General features: G+C 61.3%; 15 protein-coding genes. 10 read left to right on the forward strand and 5 right to left on the reverse strand.

Annotated elements, in window-relative coordinates; translation table 11 throughout:
* Nucleotides 1–84 precede the first annotated feature (84 nt).
* On the reverse strand, nt 85–2,175 hold the full coding sequence (gene pta, locus E5K02_RS05990; protein WP_135393022.1) for a phosphate acetyltransferase: 2,091 nt from the start codon (nt 2,173–2,175) through the stop codon (nt 85–87).
* Between the two features lie 155 nt (nt 2,176–2,330).
* Here pta and E5K02_RS05995 point away from each other — a divergent pair, with 155 nt between their 5' ends.
* The 3 genes from E5K02_RS05995 to E5K02_RS06005 all read left to right on the forward strand — a co-directional run bounded on the left by E5K02_RS05995 (nt 2,331) and on the right by E5K02_RS06005 (nt 8,546).
* On the forward strand, nt 2,331–6,788 hold the full coding sequence (locus E5K02_RS05995) for a DUF7619 domain-containing protein (RefSeq protein ID WP_135393024.1): 4,458 nt from the start codon (nt 2,331–2,333) through the stop codon (nt 6,786–6,788).
* 290 nt (nt 6,789–7,078) lie between these two features.
* On the forward strand, nt 7,079–7,414 hold the full coding sequence (locus tag E5K02_RS06000) for a YbaB/EbfC family nucleoid-associated protein (protein ID WP_135393026.1): 336 nt from the start codon (nt 7,079–7,081) through the stop codon (nt 7,412–7,414).
* Entirely contained in the window at nt 7,404–8,546 is a 1,143-nt protein-coding gene (locus tag E5K02_RS06005; protein WP_240737164.1) for a glycosyltransferase family 2 protein, read from the forward strand. The genes E5K02_RS06000 and E5K02_RS06005 overlap by 11 nt, the downstream gene beginning before the upstream one ends.
* Before the next feature lie 13 nt (nt 8,547–8,559).
* Here the strand turns inward: E5K02_RS06005 and E5K02_RS06010 are convergent, their stop codons facing one another.
* Nucleotides 8,560–8,778 (reverse strand): PspC domain-containing protein, encoded by a 219-nt coding sequence (locus E5K02_RS06010; protein WP_135393029.1) that lies wholly within the window; start codon nt 8,776–8,778, stop codon nt 8,560–8,562.
* A gap of 173 nt (nt 8,779–8,951) precedes the next feature.
* On the opposite strand from E5K02_RS06010, the gene E5K02_RS06015 reads away from it, so the two are divergent.
* From E5K02_RS06015 to E5K02_RS06030, 4 genes are all read left to right on the forward strand, one after another.
* Nucleotides 8,952–10,760, forward strand: coding sequence for a tetratricopeptide repeat protein (locus E5K02_RS06015; RefSeq protein WP_135393031.1), 1,809 nt, complete (start codon nt 8,952–8,954; stop codon nt 10,758–10,760).
* 47 nt (nt 10,761–10,807) lie between these two features.
* Nucleotides 10,808–11,116 carry a hypothetical protein gene (locus E5K02_RS06020; RefSeq protein WP_135393033.1) on the forward strand — a complete coding sequence of 103 codons (309 nt, stop codon included), beginning with the start codon at nt 10,808–10,810 and terminating at the stop codon, nt 11,114–11,116.
* 249 nt (nt 11,117–11,365) lie between these two features.
* Nucleotides 11,366–11,794, forward strand: a complete 429-nt coding sequence (locus E5K02_RS06025; RefSeq protein ID WP_135393035.1) for a hypothetical protein — start codon at nt 11,366–11,368, stop codon at nt 11,792–11,794.
* Between the two features lie 95 nt (nt 11,795–11,889).
* Nucleotides 11,890–12,873: a pyruvate dehydrogenase complex E1 component subunit beta gene (locus E5K02_RS06030; RefSeq protein ID WP_135393037.1), complete on the forward strand. Its 984-nt coding sequence runs from the start codon at nt 11,890–11,892 to the stop codon at nt 12,871–12,873.
* Nucleotides 12,874–12,926: 53 nt separating this feature from the next.
* Here E5K02_RS06030 and E5K02_RS06035 read toward each other — a convergent pair whose 3' ends face one another.
* On the reverse strand, nt 12,927–14,360 hold the full coding sequence (locus tag E5K02_RS06035; protein WP_135393039.1) for a hypothetical protein: 1,434 nt from the start codon (nt 14,358–14,360) through the stop codon (nt 12,927–12,929).
* Nucleotides 14,361–14,578: 218 nt separating this feature from the next.
* On the opposite strand from E5K02_RS06035, the gene E5K02_RS06040 reads away from it, so the two are divergent.
* Entirely contained in the window at nt 14,579–15,118 is a 540-nt protein-coding gene (locus tag E5K02_RS06040; protein ID WP_135393041.1) for a DinB family protein, read from the forward strand.
* A 251-nt stretch (nt 15,119–15,369) separates the two neighbouring features.
* On the opposite strand, the gene E5K02_RS06045 is transcribed toward E5K02_RS06040, so the two are convergent.
* Nucleotides 15,370–15,816, reverse strand: a complete 447-nt coding sequence (locus E5K02_RS06045) for a thioesterase family protein (RefSeq protein ID WP_135393043.1) — start codon at nt 15,814–15,816, stop codon at nt 15,370–15,372.
* A 14-nt stretch (nt 15,817–15,830) separates the two neighbouring features.
* The gene (locus E5K02_RS06050) at nt 15,831–16,574 is read right to left on the reverse strand and encodes a class I SAM-dependent methyltransferase (RefSeq protein ID WP_135393045.1); all 744 of its coding nucleotides are present in this window, start codon (nt 16,572–16,574) and stop codon (nt 15,831–15,833) included.
* 162 nt (nt 16,575–16,736) lie between these two features.
* On the opposite strand from E5K02_RS06050, the gene E5K02_RS06055 reads away from it, so the two are divergent.
* Nucleotides 16,737–17,135: a hypothetical protein gene (locus E5K02_RS06055; RefSeq protein WP_135393047.1), complete on the forward strand. Its 399-nt coding sequence runs from the start codon at nt 16,737–16,739 to the stop codon at nt 17,133–17,135.
* 169 nt (nt 17,136–17,304) lie between these two features.
* A complete protein-coding gene (locus E5K02_RS06060) occupies nt 17,305–19,449 on the forward strand; it encodes a glycoside hydrolase family 97 protein (RefSeq protein WP_135393049.1) in 2,145 nt (714 codons plus the stop codon).
* The last annotated feature ends 36 nt before the right edge of the window (nt 19,450–19,485 follow it).

Genomic DNA, 19,485 nt, shown 5'->3' on the forward strand with positions numbered 1-19,485 from the left:
CTGGATAAAAGCGCGGGGCTCGGAGGTGAAGAAAAAAGCAGCTGCCGACATACGTAGGCGCGGCAAGCTACTGCCTGGAAGCTACTATTGCTGGCTTTGAATAGCGGTAATGACCACCGTATTGAACACGTCGTCCACGGTGCAGCCGCGGCTGAGGTCGTTGACGGGCTTGTTCAGGCCTTGCAGCACGGGGCCAATGGCCAGGGCGCCGGTTTCGCGCTGCACGGCTTTGTAGGTGTTGTTGCCCGTGTTCAAGTCCGGAAAAATCAGCACGCTGGCCTGCCCGGCCACTTCCGAGTCGGGCAGCTTCTGCCGGCCCACCAGCGGGTCGACGGCGGCATCATACTGAATGGGGCCTTCTACCTTCAGATCGGGCCGCTTCTGCCGCACCAACTCCGTGGCCTGGCGCACCTTGTCCACGTCGGCCCCCGCCCCGGAGGTACCCGAGGAGTATGAGAGCATGGCCACCCGGGGCTCGATGCCGAAGGCCCGGCTGCTTTCGGCCGAGGAAATGGCAATTTCGGCCAGCTGCTCGGCCGTGGGGTTGGGATTCACGGCGCAGTCGCCAAAGACGGCCACCCGGTCGGGCAGGCACATGAAGAATACCGACGACACGACCGACACGCCGGGCTTGGTTTTGATAAACTGCAGCGCCGGCCGAATCGTGTGCTGGGTGGTATGTACCGCCCCCGACACCATGCCGTCGGCGTGGCCCTTCCACACCATCATCGAGCCGAAGTACGACACGTCGCGCAGCAGGTCGCGGGCCATATCCTCGTTGACGCCCTTGTCTTTGCGCAGCTCATAAAACGTCTGCACGTAGTCGGCGTAGTACTCCGAGTTTACCGGGTCGAGGATGCGCACGTGGCCGGCGGGGAAGTTGAGGCCCAGGCGCTTCACGGAGGCCAGTACTTCGTCGGGCTTGCCCAGAATGGTCAGATCGACAATATCCTGGTGCAGCAGCAGGGCGGCGGCCCGCAGGATCCGGTCGTCGTTGCCTTCGGGCAGCACAATGTGGCGGCGCTGCCGCTTGGCCCACTGTAGCAGCCGGTACTGAAACATGTGGGGCGTGATGCCCTCGGGCTGGAAGCTGACAAGCTTTTCCTCCAGGGCCCGAATTTCCACGTACCGCTCGAAGGTGCTGATGGCCAGCTGGATTTTCTTGGGATTGTCGGGGGTGATGCGGGAGCGAATGGCCCCGATTCGGGTCGAAGTTTCGAAGGTGCCGGTGCCAACGGCCAGAATGGGCACCACGCTGGGCAGACCCTCGAGCAGGCGCACGATGGGCGCATCGGGCTCGGACCCGGCCGACAGCACAATGCCCGCCACCCGCGGGTAGCTGGCCGACATATTGGCCTGCAAGGCGCAGATGATAATGTCGCCCCGGTCACCGGGGGTTACAATCAGCACGTTGTCCTTGAGGTAGTTCAGGAAGTTGGGCACCTGCATGGCCCCGATGACGTAGTTGTCGACCTGGTTGCCGAGCCCGGCTTCGCCAAAGAGCAGCTTGCCGCCCAGTCCGGCGTGAATTTCCCGCATCGTAGGGTGCGAGAGGTCCTGATCTTCAGGAATTACGCTCAGCAGCACCTCCGCGGGCAGCTGGCTGCGCAGCAGCTCCCGCACGTCGTCGGCCTGGGCCGGCGGAATGCGGTTGGCCATAATCATGAGCACAGGCACCTCGCGGGCTTCAAAGTTGCGCAGCAGCGTCAGGGCCGAGCTCACCATCTGGGCCGTACTCTTATCGGCCCCCGACACGACCAGAATAACCGGCACGCCGAGGTTTTTGGCAATTGAAACGTTGGCGTCGAATTCAAACGCGGTACCGGCCCCCAGAAAGTCGCTGCCTTCCACCACGGTAAAGTCGTAGTTGTCTTCCCACTGCTTGAACTTGTGAATCACGGTGTCAATCAGGTCGCCCTGGGCGTCGGCTTCCATCAGGCGCAGGGCTTCGGGCCGGGTGTAGGCGTAGGTGTCGGCGTAGCTCAGCGGCAGCTTGAAGTGGCTCAGCACCGTGTCGATGTGGGGGTCGCGCTGCTGGGCGGGGTCGTAGTCGATGATGGGCTTGAAGTAACCCACCTTGCGGGCCTGGCCCAGCAGCATGTTTACGAGGCCCAAAGAAACCAGGGACTTGCCGCTGTAGGGCTCGGCGGTAGCAATAAAAACGGCTTTCGTCATGGCTATGCTAACGTAAGGGCAGCAGTAGGCGTTGGCTGGACCCCGGGCGTGAAATAAATTCGGAGCTAACTCCTTGTTGGCTACTGCTGAACCGTAGCTTTGCAGGATTTGATTTTAGCAAGAGTTCCTCCTCGGTCTTATCATTCCGCTATTGCATGCTTAAACGTTTACTAACAACGATCTTACTGGTGTATTCGGCCCTGGGATTTGCCCAAAACCCCACGTACCGGCTGGATAAGATGATGTGTACCCCCGTCGACTGGCCCTACGACATAGCCGTGGACCGCGCCGGCAATATTTACCTGAAAGACGGCGACGTTATCAAGCTCGATTCCACGGGCCGGTATTTGAAAACTATCGACGTCAAGCCCACGTCGGGCACCAACGGCGGCAGCTGGGCCATGGGCCTCGACGCGGTGGGCAACCTGTACGTGGCCAGCTACGCCTCCAACAACAGCGGGGGCAACAACTTTGTCCGCAAGTACAACCCCGACGGCCAGCTGCTGCTGCAGTTTGGCTCGGCGGGCACCGGGCCCGGGCAGTTTCAGGAAGTGCATGGCATGTGCGTTAATGCGGCGGGCACCATGTTTATTGCCGACTACAGCACGGCCCGCCTGCAGTGCTTCGACAACCAGGGCAACCGCCTGTTTGAATACCGCGTGCCCGGCACTCCCTACAGCACCCACCTGGTGGATGTGGACCTGGACGCGGCCGGCAACATCTACCTGTTGGAAGAAAACTTCGTGGTGACCAAGCTCAGCCCCAGCGGGCAGCTGCTGGCTTCCATTCCTTTGCGGCGGGACAATAACACAACCTGGGCTCCCTACGACAAGAGCTCCTCCCTGCTCGTCGAAGCGTCCGGGACCCTGATTGTTTCGGGCTCCCAGAAGCCGCTGATGCGCTTCAGTGCCCAGGGGGCTTTTCTGAGTGTGGTTGGCACCAATGCCTACGTCTTCAGCGGCAGCACGCGTACGGCCCTGGCCCACGGGCGGGGCGGCAGCTTCTTTGCCACCGACAACACCCACCAGACGTTTTCCAACCACCTCTACAAGTATAGCAGCAGCCACGCCCTGATTCAGCGCTTCGGCAACCTGACCGGCCTCTCCCACGTGCGCCAGGACGAAATCGGCAACGTGTACACCTATGATAAGACGGCGCAGCAAGTGCGCATACACAACCCGGCCGGCCAGCTCATCTTGTCCTTCGGCCTCACCGGCTCCACCAACCTAGCGGTTACCGGCCTGGCCCTCGACGGCAGCGGCAATATCTACGTGCTGGAAACGTCGGATGATGGCTCGCGCATTCTGAAATACACCCGCCGCGGGCAGCTTCTAGCCAAATTTGAATCGTTTGGCATTACCCAGGGCTACAAACGCCTGTCGTCCTTGGCCGTCGACGCCGGGGGCAACATGTTTGTCACCGACTATTACGGGGGCTGCGTGCGCAAACTCAGTGCCCAAGGCGCCTTTCTGGGCACCGTTGGCACCTGGGGTATCGGCAGCGGCCAGCTCTTTGTGCCCCAGGCCGTGGCCGTCGACGTGCGCGGTAATATCTACGCGGCTGATTTCGACGGGCGCCGGGTGCAGAAATTCAGCGCCAGCGGCCAGTTGCTCAAGCAATTCGGACCATCCACCTCTTACATGGGCTCGACGGTCTGCGACTTTGATATGGAGGTAGACGGGGCCGGCACGATTTACCTGGTCAGCTCGGTGCACGCGGGCAAGATATTCACGGCCGATGGCCGCGAAACGCCCATGCCCATTGGCGGCAGCCGGGTATCGATAAACCGCAGCGGCAGCCGACTGCTGGTGATGAGCACCAACAACGACCTGATCCGCTTCTACGTCTCGGGCCAGCAAGCTCCGACCAACCAGATCAGCGGACAGATTTTTCACGATGTCAACGGCAACTGCATTAAGGAAGCCTCCGAGCTGCCCCTGGCTGGCATAGTGGTGGTGGCCGAACCGGGCAACTATTACGGTATATCCGACGAAAACGGCAGCTACCAGCTGGCTACCGATACCGGCCGCTACGAAGTGCGGCAGCTGCTGCCCGAAAACGAGGTAGGCCGCACGATACAGCAAACCTGCGCCGCTAACCCTACTGTCGTATTCCGCGACTATGGCAATACGGTACCCGGCGTCGACTTTGGCAACCAGGTCAGCACCAGCCCCTTCCTGCGGGTAGGCGTAGCCTCCAACCGCCGCCGCCGCTGCTTCCGCAACACAACGACCGTGACGTACGCCAACGACGGCTACGCGGCGGCCAGCAACGTGGTGGTGAAAGTAGCCTTGCCCGCCGAGGTGAAATTTATTTCGGCCAACGCGGCCCACACCGTGGATGCGGACGGCAACTACGTGTTTCAGATTGGCACCGTGGCTGCCAACGACAAAGGCAGCATCCTTATTCAGGATTCCGTGGTCTGCGGCAACCCCGAGCTGCGGGGCCGCACCGTCTGCACCAAGGCCACGATATTTCCCGGCAATGCCTACCCGCCCCCGCCGGTCTGGACCCGGGCCTCGGTCGTGGCGCAGGGCCGCCCCCAAGCCGGCAATCAGGTGCGGTTTGTGCTGCGCAATACCGGCCAGGGCAACATGAGCGACAGTCTGACCTTCCGCATCTACCAGAACAGTGAGCTGGCCTTGCAGCACCGCTACTGGCTGGCCGCCACCGACAGCCTCGTGTTGCGCGTGCCCGCCAGCCGCCCCGTAGTGCGCCTGGAAGCCAACCAGCCCGCGGGGCATCCCACCCAGCGCGTGGCCAGCGCCACCGTGGAGCTGCGCGGCCTGAGTAACTCGGGCGAGCCGAACCCGGACATGAATTCCATGTTTTCTGGTAGTCCGGGCCCCGAAACGGCTACCGACTGCCAGCCCATTCTAGACTCCTACGACCCCAACGACAAGCTGGTAGAGCCCACCGGCGTAACCCAACAGCACTACACGCCAACCGGCACCCCGCTGCGCTACCGGATCCGCTTCCAGAATACGGGCAACGATGATGCCTACCGCGTGGTGGTCGTGGATACGCTGGCCGCCGACCTGGACCCGCGCACCTTGCGGGTGGAAAGCGCCTCCCACCCGTACCGCTTCTCCGTGACGGGCCACGGGCGGCTGGTGCTCACCTTCACCCTGGACAACATCAACCTGCCTCCCAGCAGCCGCAACGACGCGGGCAGCAACGGCTTTGTACAGTTCAGCATTCAGCCCAAAGCCGGCCTGCCGGCCCGGGCGCTGGTTGAAAACAACGCCGATATCTACTTCGACTACAACCCGCCGATTCGGACGAATACGACCGTCAACCGCATTTACGACCTACCGCTGGTAGTGTCGAGCGACGTGGCCCTTTCCTACTCGGCCATTATCGCCTCGCCCGCCGTGACCAGTCTGGCCCCGGCCCAGGGGCGCGCCGGCACCTTGGTCACGCTCACCGGCCAGCGTTTCGCTACTACCAGCCCGGGCAACAACGTGAGCTTCAACGGGGTCAGCACGCCAGTGCTGAGTGCCACGGCCACTACCCTGACGGTGCGCGTACCCGCCGGTGCTACCAGCGGCGCGGTGCAGGTCGTCACCCCCGATGGGTCGGCCCGCAGCCAGGCTTTCACGGTATACCAAGCTCCTACCCTGCTGAGCATGACTCCGGCGGAAGGCATACCGGGCAGCATTGTTAGCCTGACCGGCACGCACTTCGCCCCGCTGGCCGCCCAGGATACCGTCTGGTTTGGCCCGGTAGCGGCCCGGGTGCTGACGGCTACGGCCACTTCCCTACAGGTAGAAGTGCCGGCCGCGCCCACTCGCAGTCTCATCAAGCTCAGCACCCTGGGCGGGTCGGTGACAAGCCCGCAACCCTTCGTGATTTGGTATCCCCCGACTTTGGTACAGGTGAGCCCGGCCAAAGCCCGCGTGGGTGCCAAGGTCACGATTACCGGCACCAACTTCGCCGAAGCCACCGCGCGCAACAAAGTTTCCTTCGGCGCGGGCCCCGCTACGGTACTACAGGCCACCGCGGGCACCTTGCAGGTGCAGGTACCCGCGGCGGCCGAGTCGGGGCTGGTGCGGGTAGAAACGCCCGGTGGCACCACCACCCTGCCCGGCTTCACCCTGCTGCCCGCCCCGGTCCTAACAACGCTCAACCCGCCGCGGGGCAGCGTGGGAAGCGTGGTAACGGTGAGCGGACGAAACTTCCAGGTCGATGCGCAAACGGACACCGTATTCTTTGGCGGTATTCCGGCCCGGGTGCTGAGCGCCACCGGTTCCGAATTGCAGGTGGTGGTGCCCAAAGGCGTCCGGACGGCCCCACTGACGGTGGCCGGCGCCGGGGGCCGCTCCAACAGTCCGCTCGACTTTGAAGTGGTGGCCCTCTCCCCCGACGAGGCCATTGCGGCCTACCCTAACCCCACCTCGGGCGAGCTGAACATCAACTGGTCGAAGGCAGAATTCGAGGTCCTGGAATTGTCGCTTTACGACGCTCTGGGCCGGGTAGTATACCAGCAAGGCAATCTGGCCCGGGAACCCGAGCACGTGCAGTTGCGGCTCATGGGCTACCGGCCCGGGATGTACCTGCTGCGCCTGCAAACCAGCGCCGGGCCGGTCCTGAAACGCATCAGCCTGCTCTAAAGCTCTTGCCCAAGCTTGCTGCGCCCTGTTGGTCCCAGTCCTCCTCCCCGGGGAAAGGCTGGGTGCCAAGAGGGCGCTTCTTTTTCTGTCCCACTCGTATGCTACCAGACGTTGGGTGGCGACCCGGCATGCTGTTGTTTTGCGTAAATTGCCCGCCAAACACCGTTTGGGGCCTTCAACACGCAGCAGCTTCTACTTTTGAAGCGCTGATTCAGAAACTTAGTCGCGCAGCCCAAGCCACCTTATTCGATAACCTCTTCCAGCCAACTGGAAATAAAAACACAGAGCATATGTTTGACATGATGGGCATGATGGGCAAGGTCAAGGAGCTTCAGGAGAAAATGAAGCAGGCCCAACACGAACTGCAGTACCTGACCGTCACGGCCGAGTCGGGTGGCGGCTTGGTGAAGGCCACGGCCAACGGCCACCGTCAAGTACTCAAGCTCGACATCGACGAATCATTGCTCACGCCCCAGGACCGCGAAATGCTGGCCGACCTGGTCGTGGCCGCCGTGAACAAGGCCCTGAGCGAAGTGGGCGACAAAGCCAAAGAAGAACTCAAAAACAAAACCTCCGGCCTGATGCCCAACCTGCCCGGCCTCGACTTGAGCAACTTTGGCCTCTAAGGATTCGGCCGCACCCACCGGCCTCTGCGCCGATGTGGCCGTGGTTATTCTGAACTGGAACGGGCAGAAATTTCTCCGGCAGTTTCTGCCTGCCGTTCTGGCGTACTCCGACGGAGCCCGCATCATCGTGGCCGACAACGCCAGCACCGACGACTCGGTAGCGTTGCTGGGCCGGGAGTTTCCGACGGTGGAAGTTATTCAGAACCCCGGCAATCTGGGTTTTTGCGACGGCTACAACCACGCCCTGCAACAAGTAGAGGCGCAGTACTACATGCTGCTCAACTCCGACGTGGAGGTGACGCCGGGTTGGCTGCGGCCCTTGCGCGAACTACTGGAAACCCGCCCGCAGATTGCCGCTTGTCAGCCCAAAATCCGGCAGTATAGCCCAGACCCGGCCCAACGGGAAATGTTTGAGTATGCCGGCGCGGGCGGGGGCTACCTCGACCGGCTGGGCTACCCTTTCTGCCGCGGCCGGCTCTTCGACACCCTGGAGCAAGACCTGGGTCAGTACGACGACCCGCGCCCAGTGGCCTGGGCGACGGGGGCCTGTATGTTTGTACGCGCGGCTTGCTGGCACCAGATAGGCGGCCTGGAACCGGCCTTTTTTGCCCACATGGAGGAAATTGACCTCTGCTGGCGCCTTTGGAATACGGGGCAGGAAGTGTGGTACCACGGGGGCAGCACGGTGTTTCACGTGGGCGGCGGCACACTGCATAAGTCGAACCCGCGCAAAACCTACCTCAACTTCCGCAACGGCCTGGCGTTGGTGTATAAGAATGTGGCCGACCAGGAGCTGGCCGGCGTGCTGGCCACCCGGCTGGTGCTCGACTGGGTAGCGGCCCTGCGCTTTCTGCTGCAAGGCAACACGGGCGACTTTACAGCCATTCTGCGCGCCCACCGCGACTTTTTCACTAAGCGGGCTTACTGGAAACGGAAGCGGCGGGAAAATCCGCAGAAACGGCCCACCAGTCAGCGGCCGGGCGTGTACCAAGGAAGCTTGGTGTGGGCCTACTTCGGCCAAGAAATCCGCGCCTTTTCTCAGCTCGACCCGGAGAATTTTGGCGGGGATCAAGGCACAAACGACCCGGCCACTCCGGAAAGCGCCCACCCCACAAACTCACCCTTTCACTAATTCACCCGCTCGCCTACAGGTCCCAGACGGTGCTGCGCTGCCGGCGCATGGCCCGGCGCACATTCATCCAGAAAGCCAGGGCGAAATACAGCACGATGGGCGAGCCAAAGGTGAAGAACGAGGCGTACACAAAAGACAGCCGGACGCTACTGCTGGAGAAGCCCAAACGCTGCCCCAAAGCATTGCAGACGCCAAAGCTCTGCTGTTCGATGAAGTCGGTTAATCGTTTCATAGCTCCTCATTTATAACCGATTGAACCGGTTAACGCACTTCAAAATAACAAGAAAACCGCCGTACGGCAAGCTCAGCTTCGACAATTGAGCACAATTTCTGACCCTCCTCAGCAGTTTTTACGTTTGTAGGCCAACCTTTCGGCCCTGTCTTCGCTGCTTAGCTTTTTTGCCTATGAGAGTTTATTTGCGCCTGTTTCCGTCTGTGTGGGTTGTGCTGGCCGCCTCCGCGTTGCCGGGTTGTACGTTGCCCCGGATGCTAAAGGTTGCGCAAGAAGGTCAACAAGTTACGGTGCAGCCGTCGGTGCTGGAAAGCAACGGCGAGAACGTCCTGTTTGAAGTAACGGCCCGGGTGCCGGCCAAGCACCTCAAATCCGGCAATGCCTACAACCTGGCCCTGAGCTACCGCTACGACAACGGCCTGCGCGAAGACACCGTGGGCCGCCTCACCTTCGTGTCGGGCGAGTATACCTACGACACGGAGAAAAAGGACCAGCTGGTCATTACCAAACAGTTTTCCTTTCCCTACTCGCCCCGCAAAAGCCCCGGCGAACTGCTGGCCCTGCCCGATGCCCACCAGTTAAAACCAAACGGCAAACGGGTGAAAGGCCAGTCGTTTCGGGTGGCCCGCGGCATCGTCACGACGGGCCGCCTGGTGGTACGCCAGGACACGGCCATCAACCTGCTGCCCGAAACGGCCGATAATAACATGAGTGGTACCCGCATCCTGCCGTTCTTCTTCGACCAGGGCAGCGCGGCTATCCGCAATTATCTGGGCACCAACGTGCAGGCCCTGGAAGACTTCATTGAGGCCAACCAGCACACCAAAAAGGTGATGATAGCCGCCGGCCACTCGCCCGACTCAATCGACTCGCGCGACGCCCGCCTGGCCGACCGTCGGGTGCAGGGCCTGCTGCGCTACTACAAAAAGCGCGTCGACACGGATTCGTATCTGAATAAGGTCAGCAACATCCAGTTTGAAACCGTGGCCTACCACCGCCGCTGGGACCTGTTCCTGAACAAGGTGCAGAACTCGGCCCTCAAGCCGGCCCAGATTGACTCGGTGGTACTGCTGATCAACGACTCGCAGGGCACCTTTGCCCAAAAGGAGCGCCGCCTGCGGGCCCTCTCCTTCTACGATTACCTCGACCAGTACATTTACCCCGTAATGCGCTTTGGTACGGTGGCCGTGGAGTACACCGCCCCCAAGCGCTACGACTCGGAAATCTACCTGCTCTCCAAAAAGATTGTGGAGAAGGAAATGGAGGCCGATGCCCTTACGCCCGAGGAGCTACGCTACTCCGCTACGCTCACCCCGTTGCTGGCCGAAAAGCAGCGCATCTACGAAACCGCCGTGGCAACCACCGGCCGCTGGGAAGCCTACCACAACCTGGCCGTGGTGCTCCTGCAGCGCTCGGAAAAAGAGGCGAGCGACAAGGTGCGCAAAGCCTACTTGCGCCGGGCGGCTACCAACTTCACCCTGGCGGCCCACCGCAACCCTACCGCCGACTTGTTCTACCGCGTAGCCACGGCCTACCACCGGGCCGGCGACCGGCTCGAAGCTCTGCAGAACTACGACTACGCCATCAAGCTCGGCGGGCCGCGGCCGGTGCTGGAAAAAGTATTTGCCGACAAAGCAGCCCTGGAAATCGAAGTCGGCCAGCTCGATGATGCCCTGGGCAGCATCAGCTACAGCGGCAAAAGCTACCAGAACACCATGAACCGGGCCCTGATCTACCTGCTCAAAGGCAACTACGACGGCGCGGCCGGCATTTACCGCGAAGCCCTGGACCTGAAGCCCAGCGACCCGATGGCCTACTACTGCCTGGCTGTGGTAGCGGCCCGCCGCCAGGACGAAGCCCAGATGGGCCAGTTCCTGCGCCGCGCCGTGCAGCTCGACCGCGCCTACGCCAATCGGGCCGTCGAAGACCTGGAGTTCCGGGATTACGCGGCGGGCAAGATGTTCCTGGAAGCCCTACGGTAGCATTTATGCTTGTACACAATCAGAACGAGGCGCTAGGGCTGTTTTGCTTGGCGGCCACCAAGCAGGCCGAAGCAACAAAAACTGGTGACTACCGCGCGGGCAATAAGGCTTACGACCAGATTCTGGCAGCCGTACAATGGCTGACCGCTAATCAGGCTATAGACGCTCTTCAGCCCCTGCTTCAGGCTGAAGATGGCGGCATTCGGCTGTGGGCCGCAACCGTGCTACTGCCCTATGGCACTGCCCAAGCCGAAGAAACCCTGACAGCTTTGGCTTCCTCAACTTCTATTCACGGATTTACCGCTGCCACCATGCTAAGCGAATGGCGTGCGGGAAGGCTGCTGCCTATGGCCTGATTTTCGGCTATCTGCCGCTATAATGCGCATCGGTTCCTGCTCGTTTTACTGCCGTGAACCAGCGGCGAAGCGGCGGCAATGACCTACTAAGGGCCGGTAATGAGCTTCATTACAACGGCAACACTGTAGAGACGCATATTTGCGTCTCGGCGGCCGCGCCGTGCCACCGATGGTTGTTCAACGATTGAGACGCAAGTATGCGTCTCTACACCGTTCAGGAGTTAGGGTCAACTGCTACCTTACCGGCCTATGGAATTTCTAAACTTCACCCTCGACGGGCAAAATATCGGCCTGGAATGGTCCAACGGTGGCTACGCCGACCTGCACAACAGCTTCAAATTTGTAGACCTACAATACGCACCAGCCGCTGCTACGCTCCGTCTGCGCTGGCAAAAATCAACGGGTGACTGGGCTAAAAATGTGCCGTGGCAAGGCTTGCATCTGGTTTTTGAGGGCGTGACCTATTTCCGCGTGAAAGAGCGGGACCCGGATTTTCCAATCAGTGAGGATGATTGCCTGCGTGACATTTGCTGTACGCCAAGTGAAATGCGGGATGACTTTGACAATTGCTATACCGGTCGCAACTGGCCTGCCGAGTACGACTTGCAATTGGTCTTCCAGAGCGAGTGGGGAATCAAGGTCAACGCCGTCACGGTGCGCCTGCAACTTGAATCGTAATCGTGCTTGCCCGTCCCGGCTGCGGGTTGTAGCTTTACGGGCCGGAAAATTTCCGGCATTTTGTTTCTGACGTTTCGAATTCCTGCAATCTGATTATGCGGACCATCCAATTCCGGGAAGCCCTGCGCGAGGCCATGTCTGAAGAAATGCGGCGCGACCCGCGCGTGTTTCTGATGGGCGAAGAAGTAGCTGAGTACAACGGCGCCTACAAAGTAAGCCAAGGCATGCTCGACGAGTTTGGCCCTGAGCGCGTGATTGATACGCCGATTGCCGAGCTGGGCTTCGCCGGTATCGGCGTGGGCGCGGCCATCAACGGCCTGCTGCCCATCATCGAGTTCATGACCTTCAACTTCTCGCTGGTCGCCATTGACCAGGTGATTAACTCGGCCGCCAAGATTTACTCCATGTCGGGCGGGCAGTACTCCTGCCCCATCGTGTTCCGCGGCCCGACCGGCAACGCCGGCATGCTCTCCTCGCAGCACTCCCAGAACTTCGAGAACTGGTACGCCAACACGCCCGGCCTGAAAGTAGTCGTTCCCTCGACTCCCTACGACGCCAAGGGCCTGCTGAAAAGCGCCATCCGCGACCCAGACCCGGTGATTTTCATGGAGTCGGAGCTGATGTACGGCGACAAGGGCGAAGTGCCCGAGGAAGAGTACCTGCTCGAAATCGGCAAGGCCAACGTGGTGCGCCAGGGTAAGTCGGTAACGCTGGTGAGCTTCGGCAAAATGATGAAAGTGGCCCTGGCCGCCGCCGATGAGCTGGCCAAGGACGGCATCGAAGCCGAAGTAATCGACCTGCGCTCGGTGCGCCCGATTGACTACGATACGCTGGTGGAATCGGTGAAGAAAACCAACCGCATGGTGGTCGTGGAAGAAGCCTGGCCCCTGGCCAGCATCAGCTCGGAGCTGGCCTACACCGTGCAGCGCCGCGCCTTCGATTACCTCGACGCCCCCGTGGTGCGCGTAACCTGCATGGACGTGCCCCTGCCCTACGCCCCGACCCTGATTGAGGCTTCGCTGCCCAACGTGGCCCGCACGGTGCAGGCGGTGAAAGAAGTAACTTACCAGAAAGCGTAGTTTCGCCCACTGGTTTCGAAAAAGCCCTGACTACCGGTGGTAGTCAGGGCTTTTTAGTTGGCCTGAGCTTCGGCTCCACCCAGCGGAGCCAGCACCCGCACGTCGGGCGTGAGGTGGCTCCGCGTTTGGGCCGAGAGGGTGAAGCAGAGCAGCAGAAAAAGTCCGTAGCCCACGAGTAGCAGTCCCACCCGGGGCTTCGACCACTGCGCTGGGCGACGCCCTTGCGCTCCCCCAAAACACGCGGTGGCGTACAGGAGCAAATGCAGGGGCAGCAAAAAGCGGCACTCAATGGCAATGGGCAGGGAGGCCAGGCACGGCAGCAGCAGCGCCCCCACCACCAGGCTCACCAGCAGCATCTGCCGGCGGGACAAGGCCCGCCACTGGGCGGCTACCACCCCGGCCCCAAACCAGAGCGTGTAGTGCAGCCACGAAAGCCCACCGGACCGCTGCGCCACCTGCCGGACAAACAGCGTGGGATACTGCACATCCAGCCCGTTGAATAAATGCCGGCCGTAAAGAGCGGCAAAAGCCAGGGGCTCCCGCAGGACGGCTCTTATATAGGCTGGATAATCGGTAAAGTGCCGGATGGCCTGGCGCTGCAGCAAGGCCTGCCCGGCGGGGTCGGTGTAGAGCATGCGCGGGGAGGGAAACTCCGGGTCGAGGCTGGTTTCGTACTTCTGCACCACCAAGCCCCACCCCAGTTGGGCCAGATACAGGTTGGCCGTGGGCAGGCGGGCATCGCGCGAAAGCACCAGCGGCGTCCAGACACCGTGGTGGCGGCCATTGAGCAGCAGCTGCGGGCCGCTGAGCAAGGCAAAACCCAGTAGCAGGCCGGCCGGCACAGTTCCCCAGCGGCGTGGCTCGGTACTGGCCACGCAGGCAAGAAGCCCTACCATTGGGGCGGCCAGCAAGTACACGGGCCGGATATTGCTGGCCGCCGCCGCGCAGCAGCCAATGAGCACCGCCTGCCGCCCCCCCGGATGCTGCACGGCCAGCCGCAAGCCCAGCAGCAGGGCCAGCAGGGCCGGAAAGTCAGACAGCACGAAGTTGAAATAGTCGCGCCAAAACAGGAAGCCTACTGCTGCCACGGCCAGGCGGGGTCCCCACCCCAGCCGGTGCGTTGGAAACAAGGCCAGCCAGAGGCCCGGCGCAGCCCAGCCAAACAGCAGGGCCGCGTAGGCGGCCCCCATCAGGCGGGTAAGCACCAGCGGATCGGCGCCGGTGAAATGGGTAACCGCCTTGGCCGGCAGATTCAGCAGGGGCAGAAAATAACCGCGCAGCGCATCGTTGTAGGCCAACAAGTGGAAGCTGCCGTGCTGAAAGAACCGCTCGGTCAGGGTCCAGTAATTCAGCGCGTCGTACACCATTTCGGTGTAGCCCGAAACGGGTAGATACAGGCAATAGAGCAGAAAAATCCCGCCCGTTACCCACCAGCTTAGCAACCGCGCCGGGGCGGGCTCGGGTACTACCACGGCCTTGCTGCTCATGAGGCAACCCGGCTCAGCGGACCAACACACTTCCGGGTTGCCAGCAGCAGCTGGTCGTGGGGCAGGGCCGCGGGCCAACGCAAAACACAGGGAGGTTGAGAAAGCAACTCGAAACGCAAGTAGAGTGGAAAGCCAGCTGGCCTAGCGCCGGGCTTGGCCTAGGTATTTTACGTACCTTTTGCCGCAAAGCTACTCACTTCTCCCCGCCCCCGGCTCCCATGAATCATCGTCTGCACCTGCGCTTCGAACAACTGGAACACGCCACCACCCGCCTGCTCGATCAGGCCCAGGCCCTGGGCGACAAAGCTCACCAGCAGCCGGGACCAGGCCAATGGTCGGCGGCCCAGGTAGTGCAGCACCTAGTGGTGGCCGAAACCGGCATCGGGCAATACATCGACAAGAAGATTATGCAGGAAGAAGAGCTGGGCAAATCCGGGTTTCTCACCTTTGTCCGCTCCCGAGTTTTGCGGGCGGCGTTGCGGCTGCCCTTCCTGCGTTTCAAGGCTCCTAAATACTTAGCGTCCCTGACGCCCGAAACTGCCCCCCCGCTACCCGAGCTGCGCACCGAGTGGGCACGGATACGGCGGCAACTAGAGCGCACCCTCAACGAGTTTCCCAGCCCGCTACTGAATCGGGACATTTTCAAGCACCCCCGCTCAGGCATGCTCAACATCTACCAGACTCTGGACTTTATGGTCGACCATGTGCTGCACCACCAAAAGCAGCTGGAGCGGATCAGCAAAGCCGTAAAGGCGTAGATCGGAATGTAAATCTAAGGTGCTAGTGGGTTGAAATATGCTGTGTGCTCAAGACGTGTCATGGCGAGGAACGAAGCAATCCGTCCTCTGCTAGTGCCCAATGGCCTTTTACCAGAAAGCCCCTTCTTACCGCGTGTGAGAAGGGGCTTGTCAACTTAGAAGGCTCAGTACAGTTCAACGGACGGATTGCTTCGTTCCTCGCCATGACAGGGTAAAGGTTGCTGCTTTGCCGTCGGGGCCACCACTTCGCTTTATTTCTGGCCTCGCTCGATGTCGGCGTAGGTTTCGTGCTTGTCGAGCTGACGCATGGCCTCGGCCATTTCGGTGGGAGGCACCGTGAGCTTGCGCAGGCGCAGGTCGAGCCAGGCGCCGTCGACGGCAACGGTAGCGGCCACGCGGCCATCGGCTTTGTAGATGGTATGGATGATGCGCCAGCGGGAGGCGTCGGCATTGAGGCCGCTGAGCTCGGCTGTCACCTTAATGGCTTCGCTCAGGCCGATTTCTTTGAGAAACCGGGTGTCTTCCCGAAACAGGATAGGCCCGATGCCGAGCTCGGCAAAACGCTTCATCGGGAAGCCCTGGTCGGCCAGAAACTCCAGGCGGAGCTGAGCGGCGTAGTCGGTGTAGGCCGAGTGGCGCATGTGCACGTTGGGGTCCATATCGGCCCAGCGCGCGGTGTAGGTTTTAGCGTATTCCATAAAAAAAGCCCGGCTTAGTTGTTATCGATATTCTGCTGCTTGAGCGTGAGGCGCACCAGGTACTGCTGCTGGTCGTCTTCTCCCAGGAACTCCACTTCGTAGCCCGCTTCCTCGGCGTAGTCCTGCAGCAGGCCGGCATCGATAAAGAGCCAGTCGAAGGAGGCACCGGTTTCGTCGCCATAGGTCATGGAGTACTCCACTTCACCGTAGTAGGGGCCGTTGAGGTTGATAACCAGGGCTCCTTCCTCGTCTTCGTAGAGGTAGCTGATGTCGGAGGAGGTAGCCAGAATCTGGCCGCCGGGGGCCAGCAGGTGCTTGGCCTGCTGCAGAAACTTTTCCAGGCCTTCCAGGGTGCCGACCAGGCCCAGCCCGTTCATCAGCATCAGAATGGTGTCGTAATGCTCGCCGGTGGGCAGCTCAAACAGGTTGTGGCAGGCGGCTTCCTGCACGCCCCGGGCCTGCAGCACCTGCACGGCCCCGGGCGAGGCGTCGATGGCCTTGACCGGAAAGCCCCGGTTCTGCAGTTCCAGGCTGTGGCAGCCGGCCCCGGCCCCGGCATCCAGAATTCGGCCGCGGCATTCTTCCAGGGCCGTGCGCTCCAACTCGGGCATTTCCCAGAGCGTGCGAAAAAAGTAGCTGGCCGGCAGCGGCTCTTCCTCCGCTACGTTGCTGTGCACCGTTAGCTCAGCGTGCTGGTTACCTTGTAAATACGCCAGCATAGCATGGCCAACCGGGTCGGAAGCAGGGGTTCGGGACATGGGGCAAAGGTAAGAGGAGTTGCCAGAAGGGTACGGAAGCCGGGGGGCCAAGCGTTGTCGGGCGGATGCCGCCGGGCGGGTTTTATGGCCGAGGCTGTATCCTTCCAGGCCGGATCTGCGTTGTTTCGGGCAAGACAACTTCTTCCCTTTCGCCCTTCTGCAATGTCCAGCAACCTAGACTACCTCGACCCCGCTCTGATTCCGCTCGAAGACAAAGTAAAAGCCTACCTGGAGGCCGAAGAAGACCTGCGCAAGGCCATTGTCGAAGCCAAATCCTTGCCCAACACGGCCGCTAGTGAGGCCCAGGCCAACCAGGCTTTCGACCACCGCCCGGCCACCGGCAGCTTCGACCAGCACGCCGACGAGGTGGAGCAGCGCATTCAGAACCTACAGGACGATTTGCAGCTGCTGCGCCAGGAAATCATCGGCCTGCTGCCGACCCGCAACGAGTTTGTGAAAGTGAACCTGGGCTACGGCCCCAGCCGCGTGGGCGCTTTTGCCGTGGACCACGGCGGCCAGGCCGCGGCCGAGCCGCAGTACGAGCTGCGCATCGTGCACTAAGGATTATCCCCCACTCCGTTCCGGAAGGCCGCTCTGCTTTGGCAGGGCGGCCTTCCGGCATTTAGCCCCGATCCTATAGGCCAAACGACCTTGCTGTACGCCGCGCGTCTATTTCCGGGAAATGAGGGGCGACACGCGGTTTTTTGACCGAAAATGTCACCTTTGTAACATGAATAAACTACGCAACTTATTACTGGGCTGGAGTGGCCGCCACGGCGTGCTGCTCTTCTGCTGCCTGGTCTGGAGCGCCGCCCGCGCCGAGGAAATTCAGTCACCCAATAAGCAGCTGACGCTCAGCGTGGTCTTGCAGGAAGGCGGTGTACCTACGTACAGTCTTACCTACAAAGGCAAGCCCGTGCTGAAGCCCGGCAAGCTGGGCCTGGAGCTGAAAAACACGACCTCGCTCACCAGCGGCTTTAGCGTAGCCAACACCCAGCGCCGCACGTTCGATGAGAGCTGGCAGCCGGTGTGGGGCGAGGTCAAAACGATTCGCAACCACTACAACGAGCTGGCCCTGACCCTGACCCAGGCCCAGACCAACCGCACGATGCTGGTGCGCTTCCGCCTTTTCGACGACGGCCTGGGCTTCCGCTACGAGTTTCCGCGCCAGAAAGACCTCGACTACTTCACGGTAAAAGAGGAGAAAACCCAGTTTGCCCTCACCGGCGACCATAAAGCCTTCTGGCTGCCCGGCGACTACGACACCCAGGAGTACAGCACCGTCACGTCGAACCTGTCGGAGGTGCGGGGCCGGATGAAGGCCGCCGTGACGCCCAATGCCTCGCAGAAGACGTTTTCGGACACGGGCGTGCAAACTCCGCTCATGCTTAAGCGCAACCAGGACGGCCTCTACCTCAACATTCACGAGGCGGCCCTGATGGACTACTCCACCATGCACCTGGAGCTGGACGACAAGAACTTCGTGCTGGAGTCGCACCTGACGCCCGACGCCGTCGGCGACAAAGGCAACCTGCAGACGCCCTGCCAGTCGCCCTGGCGCACGGTGATTGTGAGCGACAAAGCGGCCGACATCCTTACCTCCAAGCTGGTGCTGAACCTGAACGAGCCCACCAAGTTCAAGGACGTATCCTGGATCAAGCCCGTAAAGTACGTGGGCGTGTGGTGGGAAATGATTACGGGCAAGAGCACCTGGTCGTACACCAACATGGACAACATCAAGCTCGATTCCGTTGATTATAAGACAGTAAAGCCCAACGGCACCCACGCCGCCAACACGGCCCACGTGAAGGAGTACATCGACTTTGCCGCCAAGCATGGCTTCGACGCGGTGCTGGTGGAAGGCTGGAACACGGGCTGGGAAGACTGGTTCGGCAAGCACAAAGACTACGTGTTCGACTTCGTGACGCCGTATCCTGATTTCAACGTGCCGGAGCTGCAGCAGTACGCGGCCGGCAAAAACGTGAAAATCATCATGCACCACGAAACCTCGGGCTCGGTGCGCAACTACGAGCGGCACCTGGACTCGGCCTTCCAGTTCATGAACAAGTACGGCTACAACGCCGTCAAGACCGGCTACGTGGGCGACATCGTGCCCCTGGGTCACCGCCACTACGACCAGTGGATGGTGAATCACTACAACTTCGTGCTGGAGAAGGCCGCCCAGCATAAAATCATGGTGAACGGCCACGAGGCCGTGCGCCCCACCGGCCTGTCGCGCACCTACCCCAACCTGATTGGCAATGAAGCCGCCCGCGGCACGGAGTACGAGTCGTTCGGGGGCAACAACGCCGACCACACCACCATTCTACCCTTCACCCGCCTCATTGGCGGCCCGATGGACTACACGCCCGGCATTTTCCAGACCCGTATCAGCGCCTACAACCCGCAGAACAATTCTTTCGTGCACAGCACCCTGGTGCGGCAGCTGGCCCTGTACGTGACGATGTACTCGCCCCTGCAGATGGCCGCCGATTTGCCCGAAACCTACAACAAGTACCTCGACGCCTTCCAGTTTATCAAGGACGTAGCCGTGGATTGGGACGACACGAAGGTGCTCGAGGCCGAGCCCGGCGACTATATCACCTACGCCCGCAAGGCCAAGGGCAAGAGCAGCTGGTTTGTGGGCAGCACCTGCGACGAGCAGGGCCGCACTTCCAAGATCAACCTGAGCTTCCTGGAGCCCGGCAAAAAGTACGTGGCCACCATCTACGCCGATGCCAAGGACGCGCACTACGAGAAAAACCCCATGGCCTACCAGATCCGCAAACTCAACGTGACCAGCAAGTCGAAGCTGACGCAGTACTGCGCCCCCGGGGGCGGCTACGCCATCAGCCTCGTGGAAGCCGGCCGCTAAGCCGAGCCAGTCTTACCCGATTGGTTGCACGAAAAA

Source organism: Hymenobacter metallicola (assembly GCF_004745645.1).
In the GTDB taxonomy this organism is placed as follows: domain Bacteria; phylum Bacteroidota; class Bacteroidia; order Cytophagales; family Hymenobacteraceae; genus Hymenobacter; species Hymenobacter metallicola.

Bases quoted from the DNA above. Each gene is read 5' to 3' on its own strand.
- pta (WP_135393022.1), bottom strand. From the start codon at position 2,175: ATGACGAAAGCCGTTTTTATTGCTACCGCCGAGCCCTACAGCGGCAAG.
- E5K02_RS05995 (WP_135393024.1), top strand. From the start codon at position 2,331: ATGCTTAAACGTTTACTAACAACGATCTTACTGGTGTATTCGGCCCTG.
- E5K02_RS06000 (WP_135393026.1), top strand. From the start codon at position 7,079: ATGTTTGACATGATGGGCATGATGGGCAAGGTCAAGGAGCTTCAGGAG.
- E5K02_RS06010 (WP_135393029.1), bottom strand. From the start codon at position 8,778: ATGAAACGATTAACCGACTTCATCGAACAGCAGAGCTTTGGCGTCTGC.
- E5K02_RS06015 (WP_135393031.1), top strand. From the start codon at position 8,952: ATGAGAGTTTATTTGCGCCTGTTTCCGTCTGTGTGGGTTGTGCTGGCC.
- E5K02_RS06025 (WP_135393035.1), top strand. From the start codon at position 11,366: ATGGAATTTCTAAACTTCACCCTCGACGGGCAAAATATCGGCCTGGAA.
- E5K02_RS06030 (WP_135393037.1), top strand. From the start codon at position 11,890: ATGCGGACCATCCAATTCCGGGAAGCCCTGCGCGAGGCCATGTCTGAA.
- E5K02_RS06035 (WP_135393039.1), bottom strand. From the start codon at position 14,360: ATGAGCAGCAAGGCCGTGGTAGTACCCGAGCCCGCCCCGGCGCGGTTG.
- E5K02_RS06040 (WP_135393041.1), top strand. From the start codon at position 14,579: ATGAATCATCGTCTGCACCTGCGCTTCGAACAACTGGAACACGCCACC.
- E5K02_RS06045 (WP_135393043.1), bottom strand. From the start codon at position 15,816: ATGGAATACGCTAAAACCTACACCGCGCGCTGGGCCGATATGGACCCC.
- E5K02_RS06050 (WP_135393045.1), bottom strand. From the start codon at position 16,574: ATGTCCCGAACCCCTGCTTCCGACCCGGTTGGCCATGCTATGCTGGCG.
- E5K02_RS06055 (WP_135393047.1), top strand. From the start codon at position 16,737: ATGTCCAGCAACCTAGACTACCTCGACCCCGCTCTGATTCCGCTCGAA.
- E5K02_RS06060 (WP_135393049.1), top strand. From the start codon at position 17,305: ATGAATAAACTACGCAACTTATTACTGGGCTGGAGTGGCCGCCACGGC.